General features: G+C 47.8%; 20 protein-coding genes and 1 tRNA gene. 11 read left to right on the top strand and 10 right to left on the bottom strand.

What is annotated here, in order from left to right:
• The first annotated feature begins 110 nt into the window (after positions 1–110).
• Complete coding sequence (locus TOL_RS08670; RefSeq protein WP_015486944.1) at positions 111–2339, top strand: NADP-dependent isocitrate dehydrogenase; 2229 nt, start codon at positions 111–113, stop codon at positions 2337–2339.
• A gap of 69 nt (positions 2340–2408) precedes the next feature.
• Here the strand turns inward: TOL_RS08670 and cspD are convergent, their stop codons facing one another.
• A complete protein-coding gene (gene cspD / locus TOL_RS08665) occupies positions 2409–2678 on the bottom strand; it encodes a cold shock domain-containing protein CspD (RefSeq protein WP_015486943.1) in 270 nt (89 codons plus the stop codon).
• A 226-nt stretch (positions 2679–2904) separates the two neighbouring features.
• On the opposite strand from cspD, the gene clpS reads away from it, so the two are divergent.
• Both clpS and clpA read left to right on the top strand, forming a co-directional pair.
• Positions 2905–3264 (top strand): ATP-dependent Clp protease adapter ClpS, encoded by a 360-nt coding sequence (clpS, locus tag TOL_RS08660; protein WP_015486942.1) that lies wholly within the window; start codon positions 2905–2907, stop codon positions 3262–3264.
• Between the two features lie 14 nt (positions 3265–3278).
• The gene (gene clpA, locus TOL_RS08655) at positions 3279–5537 is read left to right on the top strand and encodes an ATP-dependent Clp protease ATP-binding subunit ClpA (protein ID WP_015486941.1); all 2259 of its coding nucleotides are present in this window, start codon (positions 3279–3281) and stop codon (positions 5535–5537) included.
• A 59-nt stretch (positions 5538–5596) separates the two neighbouring features.
• Here clpA and infA read toward each other — a convergent pair whose 3' ends face one another.
• From infA to aat, 3 genes are all read right to left on the bottom strand, one after another.
• Positions 5597–5815, bottom strand: coding sequence for a translation initiation factor IF-1 (gene infA / locus TOL_RS08650; protein WP_015486940.1), 219 nt, complete (start codon positions 5813–5815; stop codon positions 5597–5599).
• Between the two features lie 73 nt (positions 5816–5888).
• Complete coding sequence (locus TOL_RS08645) at positions 5889–6590, bottom strand: arginyltransferase (RefSeq protein WP_015486939.1); 702 nt, start codon at positions 6588–6590, stop codon at positions 5889–5891.
• Between the two features lie 18 nt (positions 6591–6608).
• Positions 6609–7319, bottom strand: a complete 711-nt coding sequence (gene aat, locus TOL_RS08640) for a leucyl/phenylalanyl-tRNA--protein transferase (RefSeq protein WP_015486938.1) — start codon at positions 7317–7319, stop codon at positions 6609–6611.
• Positions 7320–7372: 53 nt separating this feature from the next.
• On the opposite strand from aat, the gene TOL_RS19475 reads away from it, so the two are divergent.
• The 7 genes from TOL_RS19475 to TOL_RS08605 all read left to right on the top strand — a co-directional run bounded on the left by TOL_RS19475 (position 7373) and on the right by TOL_RS08605 (position 16824).
• On the top strand, positions 7373–10021 hold the full coding sequence (locus TOL_RS19475) for a DNA translocase FtsK (protein WP_015486937.1): 2649 nt from the start codon (positions 7373–7375) through the stop codon (positions 10019–10021).
• A gap of 35 nt (positions 10022–10056) precedes the next feature.
• Positions 10057–10704, top strand: a complete 648-nt coding sequence (lolA, locus tag TOL_RS08630) for an outer membrane lipoprotein periplasmic chaperone LolA (protein ID WP_015486936.1) — start codon at positions 10057–10059, stop codon at positions 10702–10704.
• Positions 10694–12013 carry a replication-associated recombination protein A gene (locus tag TOL_RS08625; RefSeq protein WP_015486935.1) on the top strand — a complete coding sequence of 440 codons (1320 nt, stop codon included), beginning with the start codon at positions 10694–10696 and terminating at the stop codon, positions 12011–12013. Before lolA ends, TOL_RS08625 begins: the two co-directional genes overlap by 11 nt.
• Entirely contained in the window at positions 12010–12384 is a 375-nt protein-coding gene (crcB, locus tag TOL_RS08620) for a fluoride efflux transporter CrcB (protein ID WP_015486934.1), read from the top strand. Before TOL_RS08625 ends, crcB begins: the two co-directional genes overlap by 4 nt.
• 19 nt (positions 12385–12403) lie before the next feature.
• Positions 12404–13693 (top strand): serine--tRNA ligase, encoded by a 1290-nt coding sequence (serS, locus tag TOL_RS08615; protein ID WP_015486933.1) that lies wholly within the window; start codon positions 12404–12406, stop codon positions 13691–13693.
• Between the two features lie 42 nt (positions 13694–13735).
• Complete coding sequence (gene cysG / locus TOL_RS08610) at positions 13736–15106, top strand: siroheme synthase CysG (protein ID WP_015486932.1); 1371 nt, start codon at positions 13736–13738, stop codon at positions 15104–15106.
• Positions 15107–15204: 98 nt separating this feature from the next.
• Positions 15205–16824, top strand: a complete 1620-nt coding sequence (locus TOL_RS08605; protein WP_015486931.1) for a methyl-accepting chemotaxis protein — start codon at positions 15205–15207, stop codon at positions 16822–16824.
• 67 nt (positions 16825–16891) lie between these two features.
• Here TOL_RS08605 and TOL_RS08600 read toward each other — a convergent pair whose 3' ends face one another.
• The 5 genes from TOL_RS08600 to tusD are packed head-to-tail and all read right to left on the bottom strand — an operon-like array spanning position 16892 to position 19193.
• Positions 16892–17857 (bottom strand): glycosyl transferase family protein, encoded by a 966-nt coding sequence (locus tag TOL_RS08600; RefSeq protein WP_015486930.1) that lies wholly within the window; start codon positions 17855–17857, stop codon positions 16892–16894.
• A complete protein-coding gene (locus TOL_RS08595) occupies positions 17854–18165 on the bottom strand; it encodes a TusE/DsrC/DsvC family sulfur relay protein (protein ID WP_015486929.1) in 312 nt (103 codons plus the stop codon). The genes TOL_RS08600 and TOL_RS08595 overlap by 4 nt, the downstream gene beginning before the upstream one ends.
• Positions 18162–18440: a DsrH/TusB family sulfur relay protein gene (locus TOL_RS08590; RefSeq protein ID WP_015486928.1), complete on the bottom strand. Its 279-nt coding sequence runs from the start codon at positions 18438–18440 to the stop codon at positions 18162–18164. The genes TOL_RS08595 and TOL_RS08590 overlap by 4 nt, the downstream gene beginning before the upstream one ends.
• Positions 18440–18787 (bottom strand): DsrE family protein, encoded by a 348-nt coding sequence (locus TOL_RS08585; RefSeq protein WP_015486927.1) that lies wholly within the window; start codon positions 18785–18787, stop codon positions 18440–18442. The genes TOL_RS08590 and TOL_RS08585 overlap by 1 nt, the downstream gene beginning before the upstream one ends.
• Positions 18788–18803: 16 nt before the next feature.
• Entirely contained in the window at positions 18804–19193 is a 390-nt protein-coding gene (gene tusD / locus TOL_RS08580; RefSeq protein ID WP_015486926.1) for a sulfurtransferase complex subunit TusD, read from the bottom strand.
• A 174-nt stretch (positions 19194–19367) separates the two neighbouring features.
• Here tusD and TOL_RS08575 point away from each other — a divergent pair.
• Positions 19368–19458, top strand: a tRNA-Ser gene (locus tag TOL_RS08575).
• A gap of 315 nt (positions 19459–19773) precedes the next feature.
• Here the strand turns inward: TOL_RS08575 and TOL_RS08570 are convergent.
• The gene (locus TOL_RS08570) at positions 19774–20706 is read right to left on the bottom strand and encodes a histone deacetylase family protein (protein ID WP_015486925.1); all 933 of its coding nucleotides are present in this window, start codon (positions 20704–20706) and stop codon (positions 19774–19776) included.
• Positions 20707–20720 lie beyond the last annotated feature (14 nt).

Genomic DNA, 20720 nt, shown 5'->3' with positions numbered 1-20720 from the left:
TTATCGCACGTAATCGGCGGACAAATAGCCTGATTTTACGGTGGGCCAAAAGCCTGCTAGTACATCGGGTGGCGCGAAACAGCAGACAGCATCACGCAACAGGAGAAAGAATGTCTACGCATAATTCCAAAATCATTTACACCCAGACGGACGAGGCGCCAGCATTGGCGACTTATTCGTTCCTTCCTATCGTTAAGGCATTCACGGAATCTGCGGGCGTCGTTGTAGAAACTCGCGATATATCGTTAGCGAGCCGGATTTTGGCCAACTTCCCAGATTATCTTACTGAAGAGCAGCGCCAAGCGGATGCGTTGACCGAGCTTGGTCAACTAGCAGCAAATCCAGACGCCAATATTATTAAATTGCCGAATATCAGTGCGTCGTTACCACAGTTAAAAGATGCGCTTAAAGAGTTGCGCAAGAAAGGCTACGCCTTACCATTATATCCAAATGATCCTGTAACTGAGGCCGATTTTGAACTGCGCGCCCGTTACGACAAAATTAAAGGCAGCGCTGTAAATCCAGTGTTGCGCGAAGGCAATTCCGATCGTCGTGCTCCTGCATCTGTCAAAGAATATGCTCGCAACAATCCTCATGAAATGGGAGCGTGGTCGAGCGACTCTAAGAGTCATGTTGCGCATATGAGTCATGGCGACTTTTACGGTAGTGAAAAATCGGTAACACTTGCTGAAGCAACTGACGTGAGCGTTGAGTTTATTGGTGCCAATGGTACGAATAAGACGCTTAAGAAAAAACTGTCACTGCTAGCGGGTGAAGTGATTGATGCCTCTGTATTAGAGCGTAAAGCGTTGCGTGAGTTCTTGCGCGCTGAAATAGCGGATGCAAAAGCAAAAGACGTGTTGCTGTCTGTCCATTTGAAAGCAACCATGATGAAAGTGTCTGACCCAATTATATTCGGTCACGCAGTGTCTGTATTTTATGCTCCAGTATTTGAAAAATATGCGGATGTATTTGAAGAGCTGAATATCGACGCGAATAACGGTCTGGGCGACGTGCTTGCCAAGATCAAAAAGCTACCAGACGATCAACGATTAGCAATCGAAGCTGATATAACTGCTTGCTATACCGATCGCCCGCGCTTAGCCATGGTTAATTCTGACAAGGGTATTACCAACCTGCACGTGCCAAACGATATTATTGTCGACGCATCAATGCCGGCAATGATACGTGCCTCCGGTAAGATGTGGGGCAGTGATGGTGGTTTGCACGATACTAAAGCCATTATTCCAGATCGCTGCTACGCGACGATTTATCAAGTAACAATCGACTACTGTAAAAAACATGGTGCTTTTGATCCTCGCACTATGGGCAGTGTTTCGAACGTCGGTTTGATGGCTCAGCAAGCGGAAGAGTACGGTTCGCACGATAAGACCTTTCAGATCGAAGGTGATGGTGTAGTTCGCGTAGTGGATGCTAATGGCAATACTTTGATCGAACACACTGTTGCAGAAGGCGACATTTGGCGCATGTGTCAGGCCAAGGATGCTCCTATTCGCGATTGGGTGAAGCTTGCTGTCACTCGTGCTCGTGCTACGGGCAATCCAGCAATCTTCTGGCTTGACGAAAAACGTTCTCACGATGCTCAGTTGATCGCCAAGGTTAATGCTTATCTGCCAGAACATGATATTTCTGGGCTGGATATTCAGATTATGAATCCAGATGATGCGACTCTGTATTCTCTTGAGCGCCTAAAACAAGGCTTAGATACTATTTCGGTAACAGGTAACGTACTGCGCGATTATCTAACCGATCTATTCCCTATTTTAGAAGTTGGCACCAGCGCCAAGATGTTATCGATCGTGCCGCTAATGAATGGCGGTGGTCTGTTTGAGACGGGTGCCGGTGGCTCAGCTCCTAAGCACGTTCAGCAGTTCCTAGAAGAAGACTTCTTACGTTGGGATTCCTTGGGTGAGTTTATGGCCTTGTCGGCATCGCTGGAGCATTTAGCACACGTTAACGACAATGCTCGCGCTTCTGTTTTGGCTGAGACACTAGACAAAGCAACCGGACAATTGTTGGTTGAGCATAAGTCACCAGGCCGTAAAGTAGGCGGGATTGATAACCGCGGAAGTCATTTCTACTTGGCTTTGTACTGGGCTAACGCTCTTGTTGCACAAGACAAAGATGCGAGTTTGAAAGCTTACTTTGAGCCTATGGCAAAAGCTTTGGCGCAAAATGAAGCTAAAATCGTATCTGAACTCGAAGAGGTGCAACGTAGTAGTGTTGATATCGGTGGATATTATTTGCCAGATCCTGCTTTGGCAGAAAAAGCTCTTCGCCCAAGCAAAACCTTAAATGCCATCATTGATCAACGCTAGTTGGTTAATGATGCATAAAAAAAACCGCCATTTTGGCGGTTTTTTTATGTCTGAAATATGGAAGATTAATTAAGCATCCTCGTATTCACGCTGCTCACTTTGGGTGGTTATAGGTGCTTGTTCATTTTCTGCGACGTCAAGAGCGCGGATGTTGATGGCGTGAGAGCCTTTGTCGCTGGGTTTGATATCAAACTGCACAGCCTGACCGGCCTTAAGAGTACGATATCCATCCATTTGAATGGTCGAATAGTGTGCGAAAAGATCCTCGTTGCTGTCATCGGCAAGGATGAAGCCATAACCTTTTGCATTGTTGAACCACTTTACTTTCCCTGTTTTCATAAAAGCCTCCCTAATGAGCCTAACTTCAAGGACGAAATCTAGGGCGAAGATCTAATATTCGCCGTCCTGGCTAAAACCAAGGGTTACACTACGCCCTGTTTTTTCAGGCGTCAATACCACATTTCTTGTATTGAATTGAAGATTGGCGGGGTTTGTTAACCCCGCTATAGAGCATTAGGATTTAGGGCGTTATGATGTGATCACCTTTGCAATATTCGAAAGAGTCATGAGCGATATTTCAGAAATTCATCTAAGCTTAAAAAGTGAAGATACACATACTGATGGTGATAGTGGTGTTGCGGTTGAAACAATCAAGCCCCAGCTAAAGCGTCCACCGATGTACAGTGTGGTAATGATCAACGACGATTACACTCCAATGGAGTTCGTTGTTGATGTGTTGCTACGGTTTTTCAACAAATCGCCAGAGCAGGCGACCCAGATCATGCTGACCGTTCATACTAAGGGCAGTGCGGTTTGTGCAGTCTACACTCGAGATGTTGCCGAAACTAAAGCGGCACTTGTGAATCAATATGCTAGAGACTGCCAACATCCATTGATGTGTGAAATCACACCGGCAGACGACTAAGCTTTGGAGGCGCTATGCTGAACCGAGAACTAGAGCACACTTTAAATGAAGCATTTAAAGAGGCTCGCTCCAAACGTCATGAGTTTATGACGGTGGAGCACCTGCTACTGGCCTTGCTGGATAATGACGCAGCGGCGGCAGTATTACAGGCTTGTGGTGCGGACGTCCTCAAGTTACGGAAAGATCTTGAAGAGTTTGTAGAATCTACCACACCACTGATCCCCGAAGCCGATGGGGAGCGTGAAACACAACCTACGCTAGGGTTTCAGCGAGTTTTACAGCGTGCTGTGTTCCATGTTCAGTCTTCTGGTAAAACAGAAGTGACAGGGGCAAACGTATTGGTTGCCATATTTAGCGAGCAAGAAAGTCAGGCTGTGTATTTCTTGAAGCAGCAAAATATTGCTCGAATAGATGTTGTTAATTACATTTCGCATGGCATTTCTAAAGTGTCTGGTCCTGAGGAGTCGTCAGATCAGATGTCTGAGAATGGCGATGATGAGGGCGAAAGTGCAGGTAAAAGCGCACTTGAAGGTTATGCGGCCAACCTTAATCGTCAGGCGCGTGAGGGTAAAATTGATCCCTTGATCGGGCGTGATATGGAAGTGAATCGCTTAGTTCAGATTCTCGCACGTCGTCGCAAAAATAATCCTTTGCTCGTGGGCGATTCAGGGGTGGGCAAAACAGCCATCGTTGAAGGCTTGGCGAAGCGCATCGTTGATGGTGATGTGCCGGAAGTAATCCAAGATGCAGTGGTGTATAGCTTGGATATGGGGGCATTGCTAGCGGGTACTAAATACCGCGGTGATTTTGAAAAGCGTTTCAAAGCATTGTTAGCTGAATTGAAAAAGCAGCCTCATGGGATTTTGTTTATCGACGAAATTCACACCATTATTGGTGCCGGTGCAGCATCTGGCGGTGTGATGGATGCCAGTAATCTACTTAAGCCTTTGCTTAGTTCTGGCGAGATTCGTTGTGTTGGCTCTACCACATTCACTGAATTCCGCGGGATTTTTGAGAAGGATAGTGCTTTGACACGTCGCTTCCAAAAAATTGATGTTGCTCAGCCTTCGGTTGAAGATACCTATAAGATCCTGAAGGGGCTTAAGCCTAAATTCGAAGAGCACCATAATCTTCGCTATACAGACAAAGCACTAAAGGCTGCTGCTGAACTAGCAGATCGTTACATCAATGATCGCAATATGCCCGATAAGGCGATTGATGTTATTGATGAGGCTGGCGCGTTGCAGCAACTGCTGCCAGCGAGCCGCCGCAAGAAGGTGATTGGTGTGGCGGAAGTCGAGCAGGTTGTTGCGGCTATTGCTCGCATTCCACCTAAGTCGGTATCGTCGTCCGATAAAGAATTGCTCTTCAAGCTTGAAGATAAGTTGCAGATGGTTGTGTTTGGCCAAGATGAAGCCATTCAAACGCTCTCTACCGCGATCAAGATGTCGAGAGCAGGCCTTAGTGCTCCCCAGAAGCCGATAGGATCGTTTTTGTTTGCAGGTCCAACCGGTGTCGGCAAAACAGAGGTGACTCGTCAGCTTGCTTCTGTGATGGGTATGGAACTCGTGCGCTTCGATATGTCGGAGTACATGGAGCGCCATACGGTTTCTCGCTTGATTGGTGCGCCTCCAGGTTATGTTGGCTACGATCAGGGTGGCTTGCTCACAGAAGCGGTTAATAAGAACCCTCACTGCGTATTGCTACTGGATGAAATCGAGAAAGCTCATCCTGAAGTATTTAATATACTCTTGCAGGTTATGGATCACGGTACATTGACGGATAACAACGGTCGCAAGACCGATTTCCGTAATGTGATATTGATTATGACCACCAACGCTGGTGCTGATCGAATGAGTAGGGCGAGCATTGGCTTTACGCATCAGGATCATAGTGTTGATGGGGCAGAAGAGCTGAAGAAATTCTTTACCCCCGAGTTCCGTAACCGTATCGACAATATCATTCAATTCGCACCGTTAAGTCGCGATACGATTTTGCATGTGGTTGATAAGTTTCTGGCTGAGCTACAAGGCCAGTTGGACGATAAACGCGTTATGTTGAATGTGAACAATGACGCACGCTTATGGTTAGCTGAACACGGCTATGACGAAAAGATGGGTGCTCGTCCTATGGCTCGCTTGGTGCAAGATAAGATCAAGAAGCCGCTCGCAGAGAAAATTCTCTTTGGGGATTTAGCTCAAGGTGGGGAGGTCGACATTGACGTCGAAGACGGTGCCTTGGTAATTGAAGTACCTGAAGCAGTGCCGGTATAACCGGCACAACACAGACCCGACAATGCGCCTTTAAGGCTAATTGTCGGGTATCTGTAAGATCAGCGTGCCCGGTACGTAATTCGACCTTTGGATAGGTCGTAGGGAGTCAGCTCAACCTTAACCTTGTCGCCAGTTAGGATGCGAATGTAGTTCTTACGCATTTTGCCGGAAATATGAGCGATCACGACGTGACCGTTCTCGAGTTTTACACGGAACATTGTGTTGGGAAGGGTATCAACTACCTCACCTTCCATTTCAATGTGATCATCTTTTGCCATTTAACACCTGTTTAGACCTTGCACAACGCGGGCGCATTCTGCCTCAATTTTACGTTTATAGCAAAGGCCTATCTCAGCCACGATCAATCCATTTATCGTTTCGCCATGCTTGTAGTGGGCTGTACTGCTCTTTATATGCCATTTTGCGACAATCTTTGACCAAATATCCTAGATAATTAAATTCCAGCCCCAGCCAAACCGCTAATTGGGTTAGTCGGCAAATAAGTACAGTGCCTAGCGATAGTGACTCGAGTTTTGGTTGATAAAAGCAATAAACGGACGAGACGCCGTCATCAAAAACATCAAATACCATACAGCCGACGAGTACGCCGTCTATACGAGCATTTAAAAAGTAGGTGTTGCCGAAATGCTCGGTTAAAAACTCATTGAATTGCTGTCGGCTAGGCGGGTACATGTCACCGTCATGATGACGCTGGTTAATATATTGCTCAAATAACTGGTAATGCTCATCTGTGCTGCGGGCACTTTCGACGCTCAGCTGAATATGCTTAGAAGCGATTAACTTACGCTTCATTGTTCGGTTGTAACGCATATCTTTTGCCGTCACTCGCACTGCTGTGCATTCATTGCATGTTGGACAGTTTGGTCGATAGACCAAGCGCCCACTGCGACGAAATCCAAGACGGTTAAGATGACTCAGCTCTTCATTATTTAGCCAATGTCGTGGATCTGCATATAAGCTTACCGCCTCTCTGTCGGGGAGATAGGCACAGGCGTGTGTTTCAGGAGGGCTGTAGAGTAAAATCGTTTTCATAGTGTGATTGTCTTTGCGCTACCTTTTTAAAACAACTGGCAATGCACGGATTGTTGGCTTGGTCGTGTTTAGAATCAGTTGTTTCTCAAAATCATCCCTATCAAGTTCGATCAGCCCAAATCGCGCCAGATGCTCCGTTTTCATTTGGCAATCGATTAACTCAATGCCCAATTCAAATAATTTTGGTGCTGCAGTCGCAAAGGCTCGCTTCGATGCATTCGGCTCGTGAGAAAACATGGATTCGCCGAATATGACTCTGCCGATCATCAGACCATAAAAGCCGCCCGTTAATTCGCCATTAGCATTCCAGTGTTCAACGCTAATCGCACGCCCTGCGCGGTGGAGGCTTTCGTATGCGTCGATCATGTCTTGGCTAATCCAAGTGCCAACGTCTTTTGAGTCGGAAAAACCGCGCGGCTCAGCGCAAGCCTGCATGACTCTTCGAAAAGCAATATTGGCGGTAATGTGGGCTTTTGTGCTATTTAAATCTTTGCGAACTGTCCGCGGTATGCGAAAGCTTGCTGGGGTAATGACGGCGCGCGGCGAAGGGGTCCACCACATGCGTTCTTCTTCTGGGTCATTCCAAGGGAATATACCTTGACGGTAGGCAGTGTCTAGCCATAAGGGCGAGACAATACCGCCGCCCGCTAATAGGCCGTTAGGCTCATGCATCGCTCTTGATGTGTCGGGGAACGTAGGGCGCTGGTAATCATCTAACCAATCAATCATGGATAACCCGTGATAAACTTCGACAAAGAAGTGTTTGAAATCAGGAAGTTATTTTGCCACAGGATCATTCTGAAAGAGACCAGCTTAGCGCAAATGCCGCCACCAGCGGCTGGGCTAAACGCCACGACATTTGGTTCTTGGTGTTAACCCTTGGTTGTGTTTTGTTGCTCGCATCATTGATTTCGTACAATCCAAAGGACATTGCATGGTCCGCTGTTGGAGCAGCCAATACCGCTAACTCTATCGGGCGGGTGGGCGCTTATCTTGCAGATTTACTTTTCCACCTTCTCGGATATTTGGCTTTTGCGGTGCCTGCACTTATCTTGGCTAAGCTTTGGCTGTTGTTTCGCAAAGCGCCGAGTGTCGGTAGTAAAATATGGTTAACCCGCACCGGTGGGTTATTGTTATCGCTGATGGCATTGTGCGGCCTTGCAGAGATGAGCATTTGGCAGGGGATAGCATTGCCTGCCGGTAGTGGTGGGATTCTCGGTGATGTGCTGATAGCACTTGTTTTGCCGCTATTCAGCTTTTTGGGTACGGCGCTCATTTTGACTGCCTTGCTGGCGCTGGGCTTGGTCTTGTTCTTAGAATTTTCGTGGCTCGCTTTGTTCGAACGAGTGGGGGCGTTGTGCATTAAATTGATCGCGCAGTTAACTTCCAAACCCGAAAAATCCTCAACTGACGACGAACATATGTCAGATGCAGTTCCACAGTATATCGATCGTACGTCGTCAGCTGATGAGTTGTTACGTTCGGAAAAACCTTCCTTATTTGCAAAAATAAGCACGGTTTTTGCTCGAAGAAAAAAACAACCGGCGCAAAAATTAGCAACGGAATCACTTAGCAGGGGCATTCATCGTGGCGACAATACATTCGAAGATGATGACATCTTAATCCCAAGCTGGGGTGGGGCGACTACCGATGATAGTGATCTTGAATTTAACACCGTATCAAGAAAACAGTCACAACCTGTGAGTTCTCCAGCCCGAGCTTCGTCAAAATCCGATGAGTATAATGATGAAACGCCTTGGGATGATGAGCCAATTCCAATCATTACGCCTCCAGCTAAGCCTCGTGCCAAGTCTGCTAGTGGTCTTGTGCCAGCGCCTAAAATGCTTGTGGTCGATGAAGATGATATTCCCATTGAACCTCTGGAAAAACGAGAGTCTCGTCAAAGTGATCGCGCCAAACGAGACCTGCAAGGGAGCTTGTTTAAAAAGGATGAGCCACTACCATCGATAGCTTTGTTGGATCCTCCGCGCACGGATCAAAAAGCAGGATTCTCTCCGGAGCGTCTGCGTGAAATGTCAAAATTACTGGTGCAGAAGCTGGCGGACTTTGGTGTCAAAATTGAAGTCACGGCGGTAGCGCCCGGTCCAGTTATTACTCGCTTTGAGATTCAACCTGCGCCCGGTGTTAAAGCCAGTAAGATTACCGGCTTGGCAAAAGATTTGGCGCGTTCTATGGCCATGATCAGCGTGCGCGTAGTCGAAGTGATTCCCGGTAAGTCGGTGATGGGGATCGAAGTGCCTAACGAGAACCGTGCGGTCGTGTCACTTTCGGAGGTCTTGGCGTCGGAAGAATACGATAAATCGAAATCGCCTCTTACTTTGGCGCTTGGTCACGACATTGGCGGCAATCCTGTTATTACCGATCTGGCTAAAATGCCGCACTTGTTGGTTGCTGGTACAACGGGGTCCGGTAAGTCGGTTGGCGTGAACGCCATGCTGGCCAGTTTGCTGTTTAAGTCAACGCCGGAAGAGCTGCGCTTAATCTTAGTCGATCCAAAAATGCTGGAGCTATCGGTTTACGAAGGCATTCCTCATTTGCTCACGCCCGTGATCACCGACATGAAGGAAGCCGCAGCAGGTTTGCGTTGGTCGGTTGCTGAAATGGAGCGACGCTATCAGCTTATGGCTGCTATGGGGGTGCGAAATCTAGCGGGCTTCAACAAAAAAGTTAAAGATGCCATCGAGGCTGGTACACCTCTCACCGATCCAACTTGGCAAATTGATAAGTCATTCCATACGTCGCCACCGTTATTAGAAACCTTGCCATACATAGTGATTGTGATCGACGAATTTGCCGACATGATGATGGTGGTTGGCAAAAAAGTAGAAGAATTGATCGCCCGTATTGCGCAAAAGGCGCGTGCTGCGGGTATCCACTTAGTGCTTGCCACACAGCGCCCGTCAGTGGATGTGATTACAGGTTTAATTAAGGCTAACGTACCAACACGCATAGCCTTCCAGGTGTCATCAAGAATCGATTCTCGTACGATTTTAGATCAAGGTGGTGCAGAGCAATTACTGGGACATGGTGACATGCTTTACATGCCACCTGGTAACGCCGTACCAGAGCGTGTGCATGGGGCATTTGTTGATGATGACGAAGTGCATCGTTTGGTAGCTGAGTGGAAGCTGCGCGGCGAACCTAATTATATTGAAGAAATCACACAAACAGCGGAAGAAGGGGTTGGTATTCCAGGTGACGAAGACGGGGAGCAAGATGATCTTTATGATCATGCCGTTGCTTTTGTAATCGAGTCTGGAAAGTGTTCCATCTCATCCGTGCAGCGCAAATTACGCATTGGCTATAATCGCGCGGCTCGTCTGGTAGAAACAATGGAGGCAGCAGGCGTAGTGTCTTCGCCAGCACACAACGGTTCGCGCGAAGTCTTGGCCGGTAATAACGGTCATTGATGCTTTGAATTTTATTTAAGGATTATCCCACTGATATGAAGTCTATATTCACCGCTGGTTTTAAAGCTTTGTTCTTAACCGCTACATTCGCAATGGCTCAAACGGTTTTGGCCGCAACGCCGCTTGATGACTTTCTGCAGCGTTTGCAAAGCGTCACTAGTATTGATGCTCAATTCGAACAATCAACGGTCGATGCGCAAGGGCAAGAAATGCAAACAATTACTGGGCAGTTAATTGTTGCTCGCCCCGGTAAAATGCGCTGGCAGACAAATCCACCGTACGAGCAACTCGTGGTATCTGACGGTGAGTTGGTCTGGATATATGATATGGACTTAGAACAAGTAACCATTCGCAACTTAGACCAACGACTACAGGAAACGCCTGCATTACTGCTGAGTGGTAACGTCGCTGAAATTGCTCAAAATTATAGTGTTGAACGTCTCGATTCCGACAAGCTTGAGCGCTATCGCCTCACGCCAAATGATAAAAGCCAGTTGTTTGTGGCCCTAGAGTTTGACTATAAGGCCAATACTTTACAGACCATGCGCATCTTTGATGCCGCGGGGCAAACCACCCTGATTGAATTCAGCAAACAACGCGTCAATCAGGCTTTGGATTCTATGACATTCGTATTTGATGTGCCTGAAGGCGTGGATGTGATCGACGGACGCCATGGCTTCTGATCTATTCTCTGAAGGTGCGCCTTACGAACCGCTAGCGTCGCGCCTTCGTCCTAACACCCTTGATGAATATATTGGCCAGCAACATGTGGTTGGCCAAGGTACGCCATTGCGTCGTGCTTTGGATTCTGGGCAAATACATTCGGTGATTTTCTGGGGCCCTCCGGGTGTTGGTAAGACCACCTTGGCGCGTCTTATTGCGCATTACGTCGATGCCCAGTTTCTCGCTATTAGTGCGGTCATGTCGGGCGTAAAAGAAATACGTGAAGCGGTAGAGCGTGCCAAGCAGGTTCGTGCTCGCGGTCGTAAAACCTTGTTGTTTATCGACGAAGTTCATCGTTTTAATAAGTCGCAGCAAGATGCTTTTTTGCCATATGTCGAAGATGGCACCTTTGTTTTTGTCGGGGCGACGACAGAGAACCCCTCTTTCGAGTTAAATAACGCTTTACTGTCGCGTGCTCAGGTTTACGTGCTCAAAAGTTTGCAGCAAGCGGAAATCGAGCAAGTGGTGCTCCGCGCACTGGGTTTTTGCGACGTGAGTGGTGATGAGGCTGCTGTTGAATATATTGCCCAAGCTGCGGATGGCGATGCACGTCGCGCCATCAACTTGGTCGAGCAAGCATTGCAGCTCAACGGCAATACCAATCTTTCAAAAGAAGATGCAGCAGCGGTATTGGTGACCAGCCTACGTCGCTTCGATAAAGGCGGCGAAGCGTTTTACGACCAGATTTCAGCCTTGCATAAGTCTGTCCGCGGGTCCGATCCGGATGGTGCTCTGTATTGGCTATGTCGAATGCTGGATGGGGGGTGCGATCCGCTTTACGTGGCTCGTCGTGTTGTGCGTATGGCCAGTGAAGATATTGGTAATGCGGATCCGCGCGCGCTAACACTCTGCAATGATGCATGGATGGCGCAAGAGCGGCTGGGTAGCCCTGAAGGCGAGTTAGCGTTGGCCCAGGCTGTCGTGTATTTGGCCTGCGCGCCAAAAAGCAACGCAGTGTACAGCGCCTATAACCAAATGCGGCGGCTTATCAGGGAGTCGCCGGGGTATGAGGTTCCATTGCATTTGCGTAATGCGCCGACAAAGCTAATGAAATCACTCGATTATGGTGCTGAATACCGTTATGCCCATGATGAGCCGGATGCCTTTGCTGCGGGTGAAGCATACTTGCCTGAAGAGCTTGCTGAGCAGCAGTTTTATCAACCAGTGCCGCGAGGGCTGGAGCAAAAAATAGGGCAGAAGCTAGAACACTTAAGACATCTCAATAAAATCAGCGTTAATAAACGTTATCAGCAGAAGGAAGACACATGACGTATTTGTGGATTGCTCTTGGCGGTTCCCTTGGTGCGATGGCCCGGTTTGCAATGGCTAGCGCCGTGTTTAAGTGGGCCGACAAGCCGTTTCCCTATGGTACGTTATCGGTGAACCTGCTAGGCTCCTTTGCCATTGGCGTGGCCTACGTTTGGCTGGTTCAGCACCAGTGGGGTGAAGACTATCATCGGCAGATTGCAATGATAGGTTTTCTCGGTGCATTTACGACGTTTTCCACATTTTCATTAGAAAGCGTTACCTTGCTGCAACAAGGACGGATGTTGGCATTTTCTGCTTACGTCGGTGTTAGTGTTTTAGGTTGTCTTGGGGCAACGCTGGCAGGTATTTGGCTATCTAAGTCTTTGACTTAATCATTGGTACAGAAGAACAATGCTCGACATTAAATTTATACGCGACAATCTAGATGATGTTAAAAATAGTCTTAACAAAAAAGGCTATGTCTTTGATGATATTGAATTTTCTAAGCTCGATGAACGTCGCAAAGGCGCAATGACTCAAGCTCAGTCGCTGCAGGCTGAAAAGAAAAAAGCGTCTAAGCAAATAGGCGCTTTGATTGGCCAAGGCATGTCGCCAGAAGAAGCCAAAGCACAAGTTATGAGCAGTATTGATGCGGATTTGTCGAAAGCCGAACAAGATGCGAAAGATGCTGAGCAGGCCCTGCAAGAACTGCTAATGACGATCCCGAACGTGCCTATGGCAGAAGTGCCTGTTGGTAAAGACGAAGATGATAATGTTGAAGTCTTGAAATGGGGTACCCCGGCGGAATACACATTTGAGCCGAAAGATCATGTTGATCTTGGTGCTCCGTTTGGTTTGAATTTCGATGCTGGGGCGCTAGTCGCTGGCTCACGATTTGCCGTGATGAGCGGACCCATCGCCCGCCTGCATCGCGCTATTACGCAATTTATGCTTAATACTCATATCGACGAGCATGGCTACGAAGAAACCTATGTGCCGTACCTTGTTAATCGCCAAGCACTAGAAGGCACAGGTCAGTTGCCCAAGTTTGAAGAGGATTTGTTTAAAATCCCACAAGCCCAAGGCGAAAAAGATTTATATCTAATACCTACTGCTGAAGTGCCGGTTACCAACCTGCTACGTGACGCCGTAAACGACACACAATTGCCAGTGAAAAAAGTGGCGCATACGCCATGCTTTCGAAGCGAAGCGGGCTCCTATGGTCGTGACACGCGTGGCATGATTCGTCAGCACCAATTTGACAAGGTCGAACTGGTGCAGTTTGTACGAGCTGGAGATTCAGAAGCGGCACTTGAAGAGCTAACGGGTCATGCCGAAGCCATTCTACAGAAGTTGGAATTACCTTACCGCAAAGTGATTTTGTGTGGCGGGGACTTGGGCTTTTCGGCAGCCAAAACGTATGACTTAGAAGTGTGGCTGCCCGGTCAGCAAAAATACCGAGAAATCTCATCTTGCAGCACCTTTGGTGACTACCAAGCGCGCCGCATGCAAGCACGCTGGCGTAACCCGGAAACCGGTAAGCCCGAGCTATTACATACGCTCAACGGGTCTGGTTTGGCGGTTGGTCGTACCTTGGTCGCTGTATTAGAAAACTATCAAGAAGCTGATGGCAGTATTCGTATTCCAGCAGCATTGAAGCCATATATGGGCGGTCTTGATCGTTTGAGAGCAGCTCAGTAATTGTTGAATTTAGGTTTGAGTTTTAAGTAGGGCGCGACAGTTATGATGACGTTACCACTGGTATTGCGCGCTGATCGCCGCCAGTTTGTAGTAATTGGTGGCGGAGCAGTAGCAACGCGAAAAATTCAAACGCTGGTAAAAGCGGGTTGTCACCCTAGGGTGATTTCTCCTCAGGTATCTGCCGAGGTGCAAGCCTTGGCAGATAGTGGTGCAATTACTCTCAACCTCGAAAAAGTCGGTTTTGATCAGGCTTATTCCTCTGGTGCATTTGTTGTTCTTGCGACGGATGATGCGGAAGTGAACAAAGCTCAGGCTGATTTGGCTAAGCAGTTAGGTGCGTTAATTTGCCGGGTTGACGACCAAGAAGACAATGACTTTATCTTTCCTGCCGTCGTTGATCGTTCGCCGCTACTTATTAGCGTTTCTAGTAGCGGTGCCTCACCAGCCTTAACTCGCCATATAAAGCAACGTTTAGAAGCCTTTTTACCTCAGCAGTATGGCCACCTAGCAAACGTGGTCGAATCATTGCGAGCGCAAGTGAAGTCGGTGGTCGAAGCGACAAAACGACCTAGCTTCTGGCGGCGATGGATGCAAAGCCAAGCGCCCGATTTAATTCTCGCTAAACAAGAAACGAAGGCCGACGAAATTACGCAGGCTTTATTGGCTGGTGAGCATCCGTCGCGCGGTGAAGCCTTTCTTGTAGGGGCGGGCCCTGGAGATCCAGACCTTTTAACTTTTCGTGCTCTGCGTTTAATTCAATCCGCTGATGTTGTGTTTTATGATCGCTTGGTTAACCCTGCAATTATGGAATTCCTTAGTCCGGATGCAGAGCGCTTTTACGTAGGCAAGGCTCGAAGCGACCATTCAGTGCCACAAGATGGTATTAATCAATTACTGGTGCAGGAAGCAAAAAAAGGGAAGCGAGTTCTTCGTCTTAAGGGAGGGGATCCGTTTATATTTGGCCGCGGCGGCGAAGAAATAGAAGAGCTTGCGGCCGCCGGCGTTCCGTTTCAAGTGGTACCGGGAATAACGGCTGCGAGTGGCTGTTCTGCATACGCTGGTATTCCACTAACGCATCGCGATCATGCGCAGAGTGTGCGCTTTGTGACTGGGCACCTAAAAAATGGCACTTGTGACTTACCGTGGGGAGAATTGATACATCCATCGCAAACACTTGTGATTTACATGGGATTGGCTGGATTGCCGCATATTTGCCAGCAGTTAATTGCCCACAACATGCCAGCAGCAACACCGATCGCTTTGGTAGAAAAAGGTACGTTGCCTGACCAAAAGGTGCATGTTGCCACATTGGAAACGATGCCCAGTTATATCGAAACTCACGATATTCAAGCGCCAACACTTACCATTGTAGGTTCTGTGGTCGCGCTACATGAAACGTTGAAGTGGCGCTAACTCAGGCCGCAAGAAGCTTTTTGATATAAGCAACCGTTTGCTTTGGGAAAATTCGACTATGCTTAACCTTAACTAGATAAATTAGGGTCGGGCTAAGCATGAATTTCCTGAACACACTGAGCATTAAAGCCAAAATTCAAATGATCGCTGGTGTAGCAATTTTGGGCTTTATAATAAGCTTGGTTGTAAACAGCAATATCAACAGCGCTAACTCAGAACGCCTACGCATGGTGCAGAATGTATTCTTTCCAGTCGTTCAAGAGTCTCGCTCAAACCTTGTTCGCCTATCTCGCATAGAAGAGTTATTTTCAACGGCAGTTACCACAGGTGAAGAAGATTTTATAAAGGCAGCAACTCGGCTTCAGGAAGAAATGAATGTGGGGTTTGCGACCTTATCGAAGCTGTGGCCTGACAGCGAGTCCCAAATTTCAGCTAGCAAGGAGGGTTTTAATCGCTACTTCAAGTCTGCGCTGGCGCTATCCGAAGGCATGATCACCGGAACCTTGGCTCCGGCCGGAATGGCGGGAGCGGTAGAAACAATGAATCTTGCCTTAGAAGCTTCCCGAGCTAGCCTGCAAAATTACAGTGAAACTAGCGTCAACGCTTTTAACGATATTGTTACGTCATCGAACCAGTCAGCCCAGCAAGCTTTAACCTTAGGGGTATTGGTTACCGTCGTTACCCTTATCATTCTGATTGCTGTTGCGTGGAGTACCAGTCGCTCGATTCGTACGGCTGTTGTAGGTTTATTGCATTCGCTGAAAGATATAGCGTCAGGAGAGGGGGATTTAACCCGTCGTATTGAGAAAACGTCTCAAGATGAAATTGGCGATGTGGTTGATTGGTTTAATCAGTTTGTCGATAAATTGCACCGTAGCATTGGTGAGGTGGTTCGCTCCACTCGCCCATTGGCTTCTGTATCAGCGGACCTCGGCAGTCTTACTAATGAAACGTCTCAGATTACAGAACGCCAAAGTCTAGCGGCCGAGCAGGTATCTGGGGTTGTTGAAGAAATGGTAGGCAGTGTGAAAGCGGTATCGCTTAATGCGAGCTCAGCAGCTAAGGCCGCGCAAGAGGCTGACAGTACTGCAAAGCAAGGCCGTGCTATCGTTAATGAAACAGTGAAAAGTATTAATAGCTTGGCCGGTGAGGTTGAGCGTGCCAGTGAAGTGATTCGCCAGTTAGAGTCTGACACTGCTAATGTTGGTAGTATTCTTGATGTTATTAAAGGCATTGCGGAACAGACTAACTTACTTGCTCTTAATGCTGCCATCGAAGCTGCACGAGCAGGTGAGCAAGGTCGAGGCTTCGCAGTTGTGGCGGATGAAGTTCGCACGTTAGCTTCACGAACCCAAGATTCAACTCAAGAAATTCAAACTGTTATAGAGCAACTTCAGGCAGCGGCACGATCTGCTGTGGATGTCATGAGTTCTAGCAAGGAGCGCGCGCAAACCAGTGTCAATCAGGCCGCGAAAACGGATGAGAGTCTGCAAGCGATTACCGAGAAAGTTGAATCAATTACAGCGATGAATAATCAAATTGCTGCGGCAACTGATCGTCAAGAGAAAGCCGCCTACAGTATTAAAGAAAACGTTGTCGGTATTCGCGAGACATCGGAGATTGCGATGGCGAGTATGCAGAAGGTTGAGGCTGCTAGTAAGGCCCTGACAGATATATCTAGAACTCTCCAAACCGTGACTGATCAGTTCAAAGTGTGAGTTTGTTCTCTGAGTAAAAAAGCCCCTTGAGGGGCTTTTTTTGTTTCTATTGGTAGAAATAAATCAGCTAGATTATTGTGCAATCACGCCCTGACCAAGCCTTGGTGCAATCGTCTAATGCTTGCCCAAAATCATCATTTTGGCGAATTAGGCAAAGAGCGAGCGCTGCGGTATTGAGTACAGCGGTTTCACCATAAATGCTGCCTGTCTCGCCGCGCCAAAACGATATTAGGGCCGATGTGTCGGTATTCTCGGGTTTGTCAGCAAAGTGGCTTTGAGTATTTGCAATTTCGATTTGCCCGCTGCTGTCGGCAAATCGGAAATCGGCTATACACTTACGTTCTGGATTGACCTCGAACTCTCCGCCTTCACCCTTTATGACCAACGCGAGTTCATGGTTAAGCTTGGCTGCCTCTGTATGTATTGCTCGATAGTTGGGGTGGAAAACCCCCTGAACTGACGGTACTCCGTTTGGTGAAATTGTTTTCATAACGGTATTTATTGGGGAGCGAACGCCCAAAATACTTTTCAGTGATAGCCATTGCTGCAGGCGCTCATTGATTTGAGCGCAGGGCAGGTACACTAATGATTCTGTTTTGATTGCGCTGTTGTCTTCGCTAACGATAGGTAAGCCTAGTTCTTTAAACACTTCATGAGCGTATTTACGCCCTGGGGTGTGAGACAGTGTGCCATGCACGAGAATGCGATAACCCATTTGACTAAGAAGCAATGCAGATAGCATCCACCAAAAGGGTTGGCGTCGCTTTCCTGCATAGCTAGCCCAGACCAAATCAAATTCATCCGAGCCTGCAGGCCAGTAGTGATTTGCTGCGGCAGAAAATCCGGCTATTTCCTCGGGTGTTTCTTCCAAAACTCGTAGAAGCATAAATATCGCGCCTAACTGCTCAGGGTGATAATTGCCTTCAAGCATTTGCGCGAGCGTGAATTTAGCTTCGTCTTGAGTCATGTTGCGACTAGCATTTTTTCCACGTGCCAATATGCGAACATAGTCAGCGAGAGGGTGGTTGTTCAAAGGCAGTTCTCCGGTCTGGGTAGGCCCGCGATTTTGGCGGCGATTTTTGCTGGACTGCCAGGAAATAATTTCAACAGGTATATGCTCGTGCTTTTTTCTGGACCCAGTGATTCTTTTAAATGACGAGTTAATGGGCGCATTGCAGGCGATAGATCGTACTTAGCATGAAATTCACGCAGTGCATGTAGAACCTCCCAGTGCGCATTGCTCAGTTCGATACCTTCGTTGGAGGCAATGCTCTGAGCGACATCAGCATTCCAATCGGCGAGATTTAATAAAAAGCCGTCATTATCGGTACTAAATGTCATTTCCAGCTAACAACCTTGTTGAATCGCAATGTTAGGCCAACCCATTCTGCGTCGTTAATGAGTTTTAGGTCAATTTCTTGCGCTAGATTCGCTAAACCCCTGCAGTCCACATCTTGTGTTCGAGCAAAAATATTCGACGTCATCGCAGTGAGTTTCCGATTGCTAATTTGATAGCAGCCGTCACCGATCAGCATTAGGCCGTCATGCGGGTTAATGACAGTGCTTAGGTCTGTTAATGTTTGTGTTTTGCCGGATAGGATTTGATGGAGAATCATTAAAGCACCATGCAGTGGTCTGCGTCCGCTTGCCAACTGGCGTACGCTTCTTCTGAGAGAGATGTGGCCGATTGGTTGATGTTGGTTGTTGCCAATCCGCGCGCTGTTAACTGATTTTCGAAGTAGGTTATATGCTCACAGCCGTACATCTCTAGTGCAGCTATTAACTTTTGCGGAGATTTTCCTGCTGGTTTTCGGGCTTGCTGATTAGTTATCAGCCAAAAGATTCCATCACCGATAAACGTCAGGCGAACTTCGTGATCGAATGCGAGCATCGCCAATACAAACTCCAATGTTTCGGTATCGGGAGTAGGGGCGGTATTAATGGTAATTAGGAGCTTTTTCACAGGTGTCGGCTTCTGTTTAAAATTGAATTACTCGGTCGCTATCATTCAGAGCTTCCGCCATCTCGCCCAATCCGCACAACTCGAAGCAATCCGCTAGCGTCGCTTCACCGAGGTTGTATCGTTTCGCTTCACGGCAATCTGTAACTCCTCGACGCAATGAATTGGCAATGCATGCCTGAAGTGGAGTGTCTAAATCTTCTTTCAATTGCCGCCAGAGGTGTAATGCAGATTCTTGCCCCTGCGGCGGTTGCTGGGAGGCTAGCCCTGCATAAACACCGTCACCATAAAAGAACACTCGCCGTATGATGTGACCATCCTTGACAGCTGCATTTGCAAATTCAGTCGCTGCTAGGTGTAGGTCTGTAGAGTTTGGACTTGATGTAACAAGCAGTGTAAAGGTTGCCATATGTGTGCCTAGTCTAAGTCACCGACAATGATAAGTTTACTTTGAGGTAAAACCAAACAGAAAGGCGAGATGGCGGATCATTAAGTGTATTTTAAAAAATTTCGCTAAAACGTTGATTTTTAGTTAAAAAATTATTGACGGTCCATAAATATCGGGTATTATACGTCTCGGTTCGGAGGGATGGCTGAGCGGCTGAAAGCACCGGTCTTGAAAACCGGCATAGGTTAATAGCCTATCTAGGGTTCAAATCCCTATCCCTCCGCCACTTATTTTAAGAAGCCAGCAGCAATGCTGGCTTTTTTTATGTCTGCTCGATGGTTAGGAATCAGGGTGTGTTGTTAAGGTTAGCGCAAAGCAATCATAAGAACGGCGCTACTAACTAATAGCAGCGACCCGACCATAACCCATTCGACAGCAACTAGCCGGCTCCAGCTTTTGGGGCAGCTTGTTGCAGAGCGTATAATCGGCGGAATGTGTTCTAGTTGCATAAATAGAGCTCAGCTGAACATGAGCTTTAAGCTTGGACTCGGAACGCGTTTTTTAATACCGCCATTGTGTAGTCTTGTGTGTTAAATGGCAATTACTCGTTACCAGCACTGACCTTAGTGGATAAGTATTCCGCGACGGAGCGTCCAAGTGCATTTAGGTTGTACCCTCCTTCTAACACACTGACCCAAGGTGTGCGCCTCGCTGCGCATGCTTTTGCTATCTCTCTGCCAATCCACGAAAAATCATCATCTTCAAGATTTAACTCCGCCATAGGATCTGCTTTGTGACCATCAAAGCCAGCGGACACTAAAATCAACTCTGGCGCAAATCGCCTTAGTTCTGGAAACCAGCTGCTTTCGATAGCTGCGCGAAAGGTCGCGCTTCCCGTGCCTGCATCAAGATGAACGTTCACTAAATTATTGTAACGGTTATCTTGATAGTGCGTGTAGGGATAGAAGGGGTGTTGAAAGCTTGAAAGAATAAGAAAGCGCGGATCATTGCCTAAGATATCAATAGTCCCATTGCCTTGGTGGGCGTCGAAGTCCAGTATGGCGATACGTTGCAGGTGATGGACGTCAGCCGCTCGCAACGCAGTAATGGCAACGTTATTGAAAAAGCAAAACCCCATTGCTTTGCGGTGTTCTGCGTGGTGACCCGGTGGGCGTACCGCCGCGAAGGCGTTGTTGTACTGGTCAGCTAGTACGGCATCAAGGGCGGCTGTGCATGCGCCTACCGAGTGGATCGCGGCGTGAAGTGATCCTGATGTCATAGGGGTGTCTTCATCAACGTAGATGCAGCCTTGTTGTGGTTGGATTAACCCCAGTTGCTCTACATAACCTGGGCTGTGCGCACGTAAAATGTCCGGCAAATTAGCTGCCGGTCCATTGACGTGAATCAGTTGATCCCAAAGGCCTCGGGCTTTAAGCTCCTGTTCAATTGCCATGATGCGCATGGCATGCTCTGGGTGGTCGTCACCAGTGCCATGTTCGAAGTGTTGATCAGAAGTAAAATATGCGGTGCTCATATGCACTCTTTCTC

Origin of the sequence: Thalassolituus oleivorans MIL-1 (genome assembly GCF_000355675.1) — a bacterium.
Taxonomy (GTDB): Bacteria; Pseudomonadota; Gammaproteobacteria; order Pseudomonadales; family Oceanobacteraceae; genus Thalassolituus; species Thalassolituus oleivorans.
Note: the sequence above shows the minus strand (reverse complement) of the source record. Positions and strands in the feature narration are given on the sequence as shown.

What these genes read in the sequence shown, in the direction of transcription:
- TOL_RS08605 (WP_015486931.1), top strand. Translation starts at nt 15,205, where the DNA reads ATGAATTTCCTGAACACACTGAGCATTAAAGCCAAAATTCAAATGATC.
- tusD (WP_015486926.1), bottom strand. Translation starts at nt 19,193, where the DNA reads ATGGCAACCTTTACACTGCTTGTTACATCAAGTCCAAACTCTACAGAC.
- clpA (WP_015486941.1), top strand. Translation starts at nt 3,279, where the DNA reads ATGCTGAACCGAGAACTAGAGCACACTTTAAATGAAGCATTTAAAGAG.
- clpS (WP_015486942.1), top strand. Translation starts at nt 2,905, where the DNA reads ATGAGCGATATTTCAGAAATTCATCTAAGCTTAAAAAGTGAAGATACA.
- serS (WP_015486933.1), top strand. Translation starts at nt 12,404, where the DNA reads ATGCTCGACATTAAATTTATACGCGACAATCTAGATGATGTTAAAAAT.
- lolA (WP_015486936.1), top strand. Translation starts at nt 10,057, where the DNA reads ATGAAGTCTATATTCACCGCTGGTTTTAAAGCTTTGTTCTTAACCGCT.
- TOL_RS08645 (WP_015486939.1), bottom strand. Translation starts at nt 6,590, where the DNA reads ATGAAAACGATTTTACTCTACAGCCCTCCTGAAACACACGCCTGTGCC.
- TOL_RS08625 (WP_015486935.1), top strand. Translation starts at nt 10,694, where the DNA reads ATGGCTTCTGATCTATTCTCTGAAGGTGCGCCTTACGAACCGCTAGCG.
- crcB (WP_015486934.1), top strand. Translation starts at nt 12,010, where the DNA reads ATGACGTATTTGTGGATTGCTCTTGGCGGTTCCCTTGGTGCGATGGCC.
- aat (WP_015486938.1), bottom strand. Translation starts at nt 7,319, where the DNA reads ATGATTGATTGGTTAGATGATTACCAGCGCCCTACGTTCCCCGACACA.
- cysG (WP_015486932.1), top strand. Translation starts at nt 13,736, where the DNA reads ATGATGACGTTACCACTGGTATTGCGCGCTGATCGCCGCCAGTTTGTA.
- cspD (WP_015486943.1), bottom strand. Translation starts at nt 2,678, where the DNA reads ATGAAAACAGGGAAAGTAAAGTGGTTCAACAATGCAAAAGGTTATGGC.
- TOL_RS08670 (WP_015486944.1), top strand. Translation starts at nt 111, where the DNA reads ATGTCTACGCATAATTCCAAAATCATTTACACCCAGACGGACGAGGCG.
- TOL_RS08595 (WP_015486929.1), bottom strand. Translation starts at nt 18,165, where the DNA reads ATGACATTTAGTACCGATAATGACGGCTTTTTATTAAATCTCGCCGAT.
- TOL_RS08590 (WP_015486928.1), bottom strand. Translation starts at nt 18,440, where the DNA reads ATGATTCTCCATCAAATCCTATCCGGCAAAACACAAACATTAACAGAC.
- infA (WP_015486940.1), bottom strand. Translation starts at nt 5,815, where the DNA reads ATGGCAAAAGATGATCACATTGAAATGGAAGGTGAGGTAGTTGATACC.
- TOL_RS08570 (WP_015486925.1), bottom strand. Translation starts at nt 20,706, where the DNA reads ATGAGCACCGCATATTTTACTTCTGATCAACACTTCGAACATGGCACT.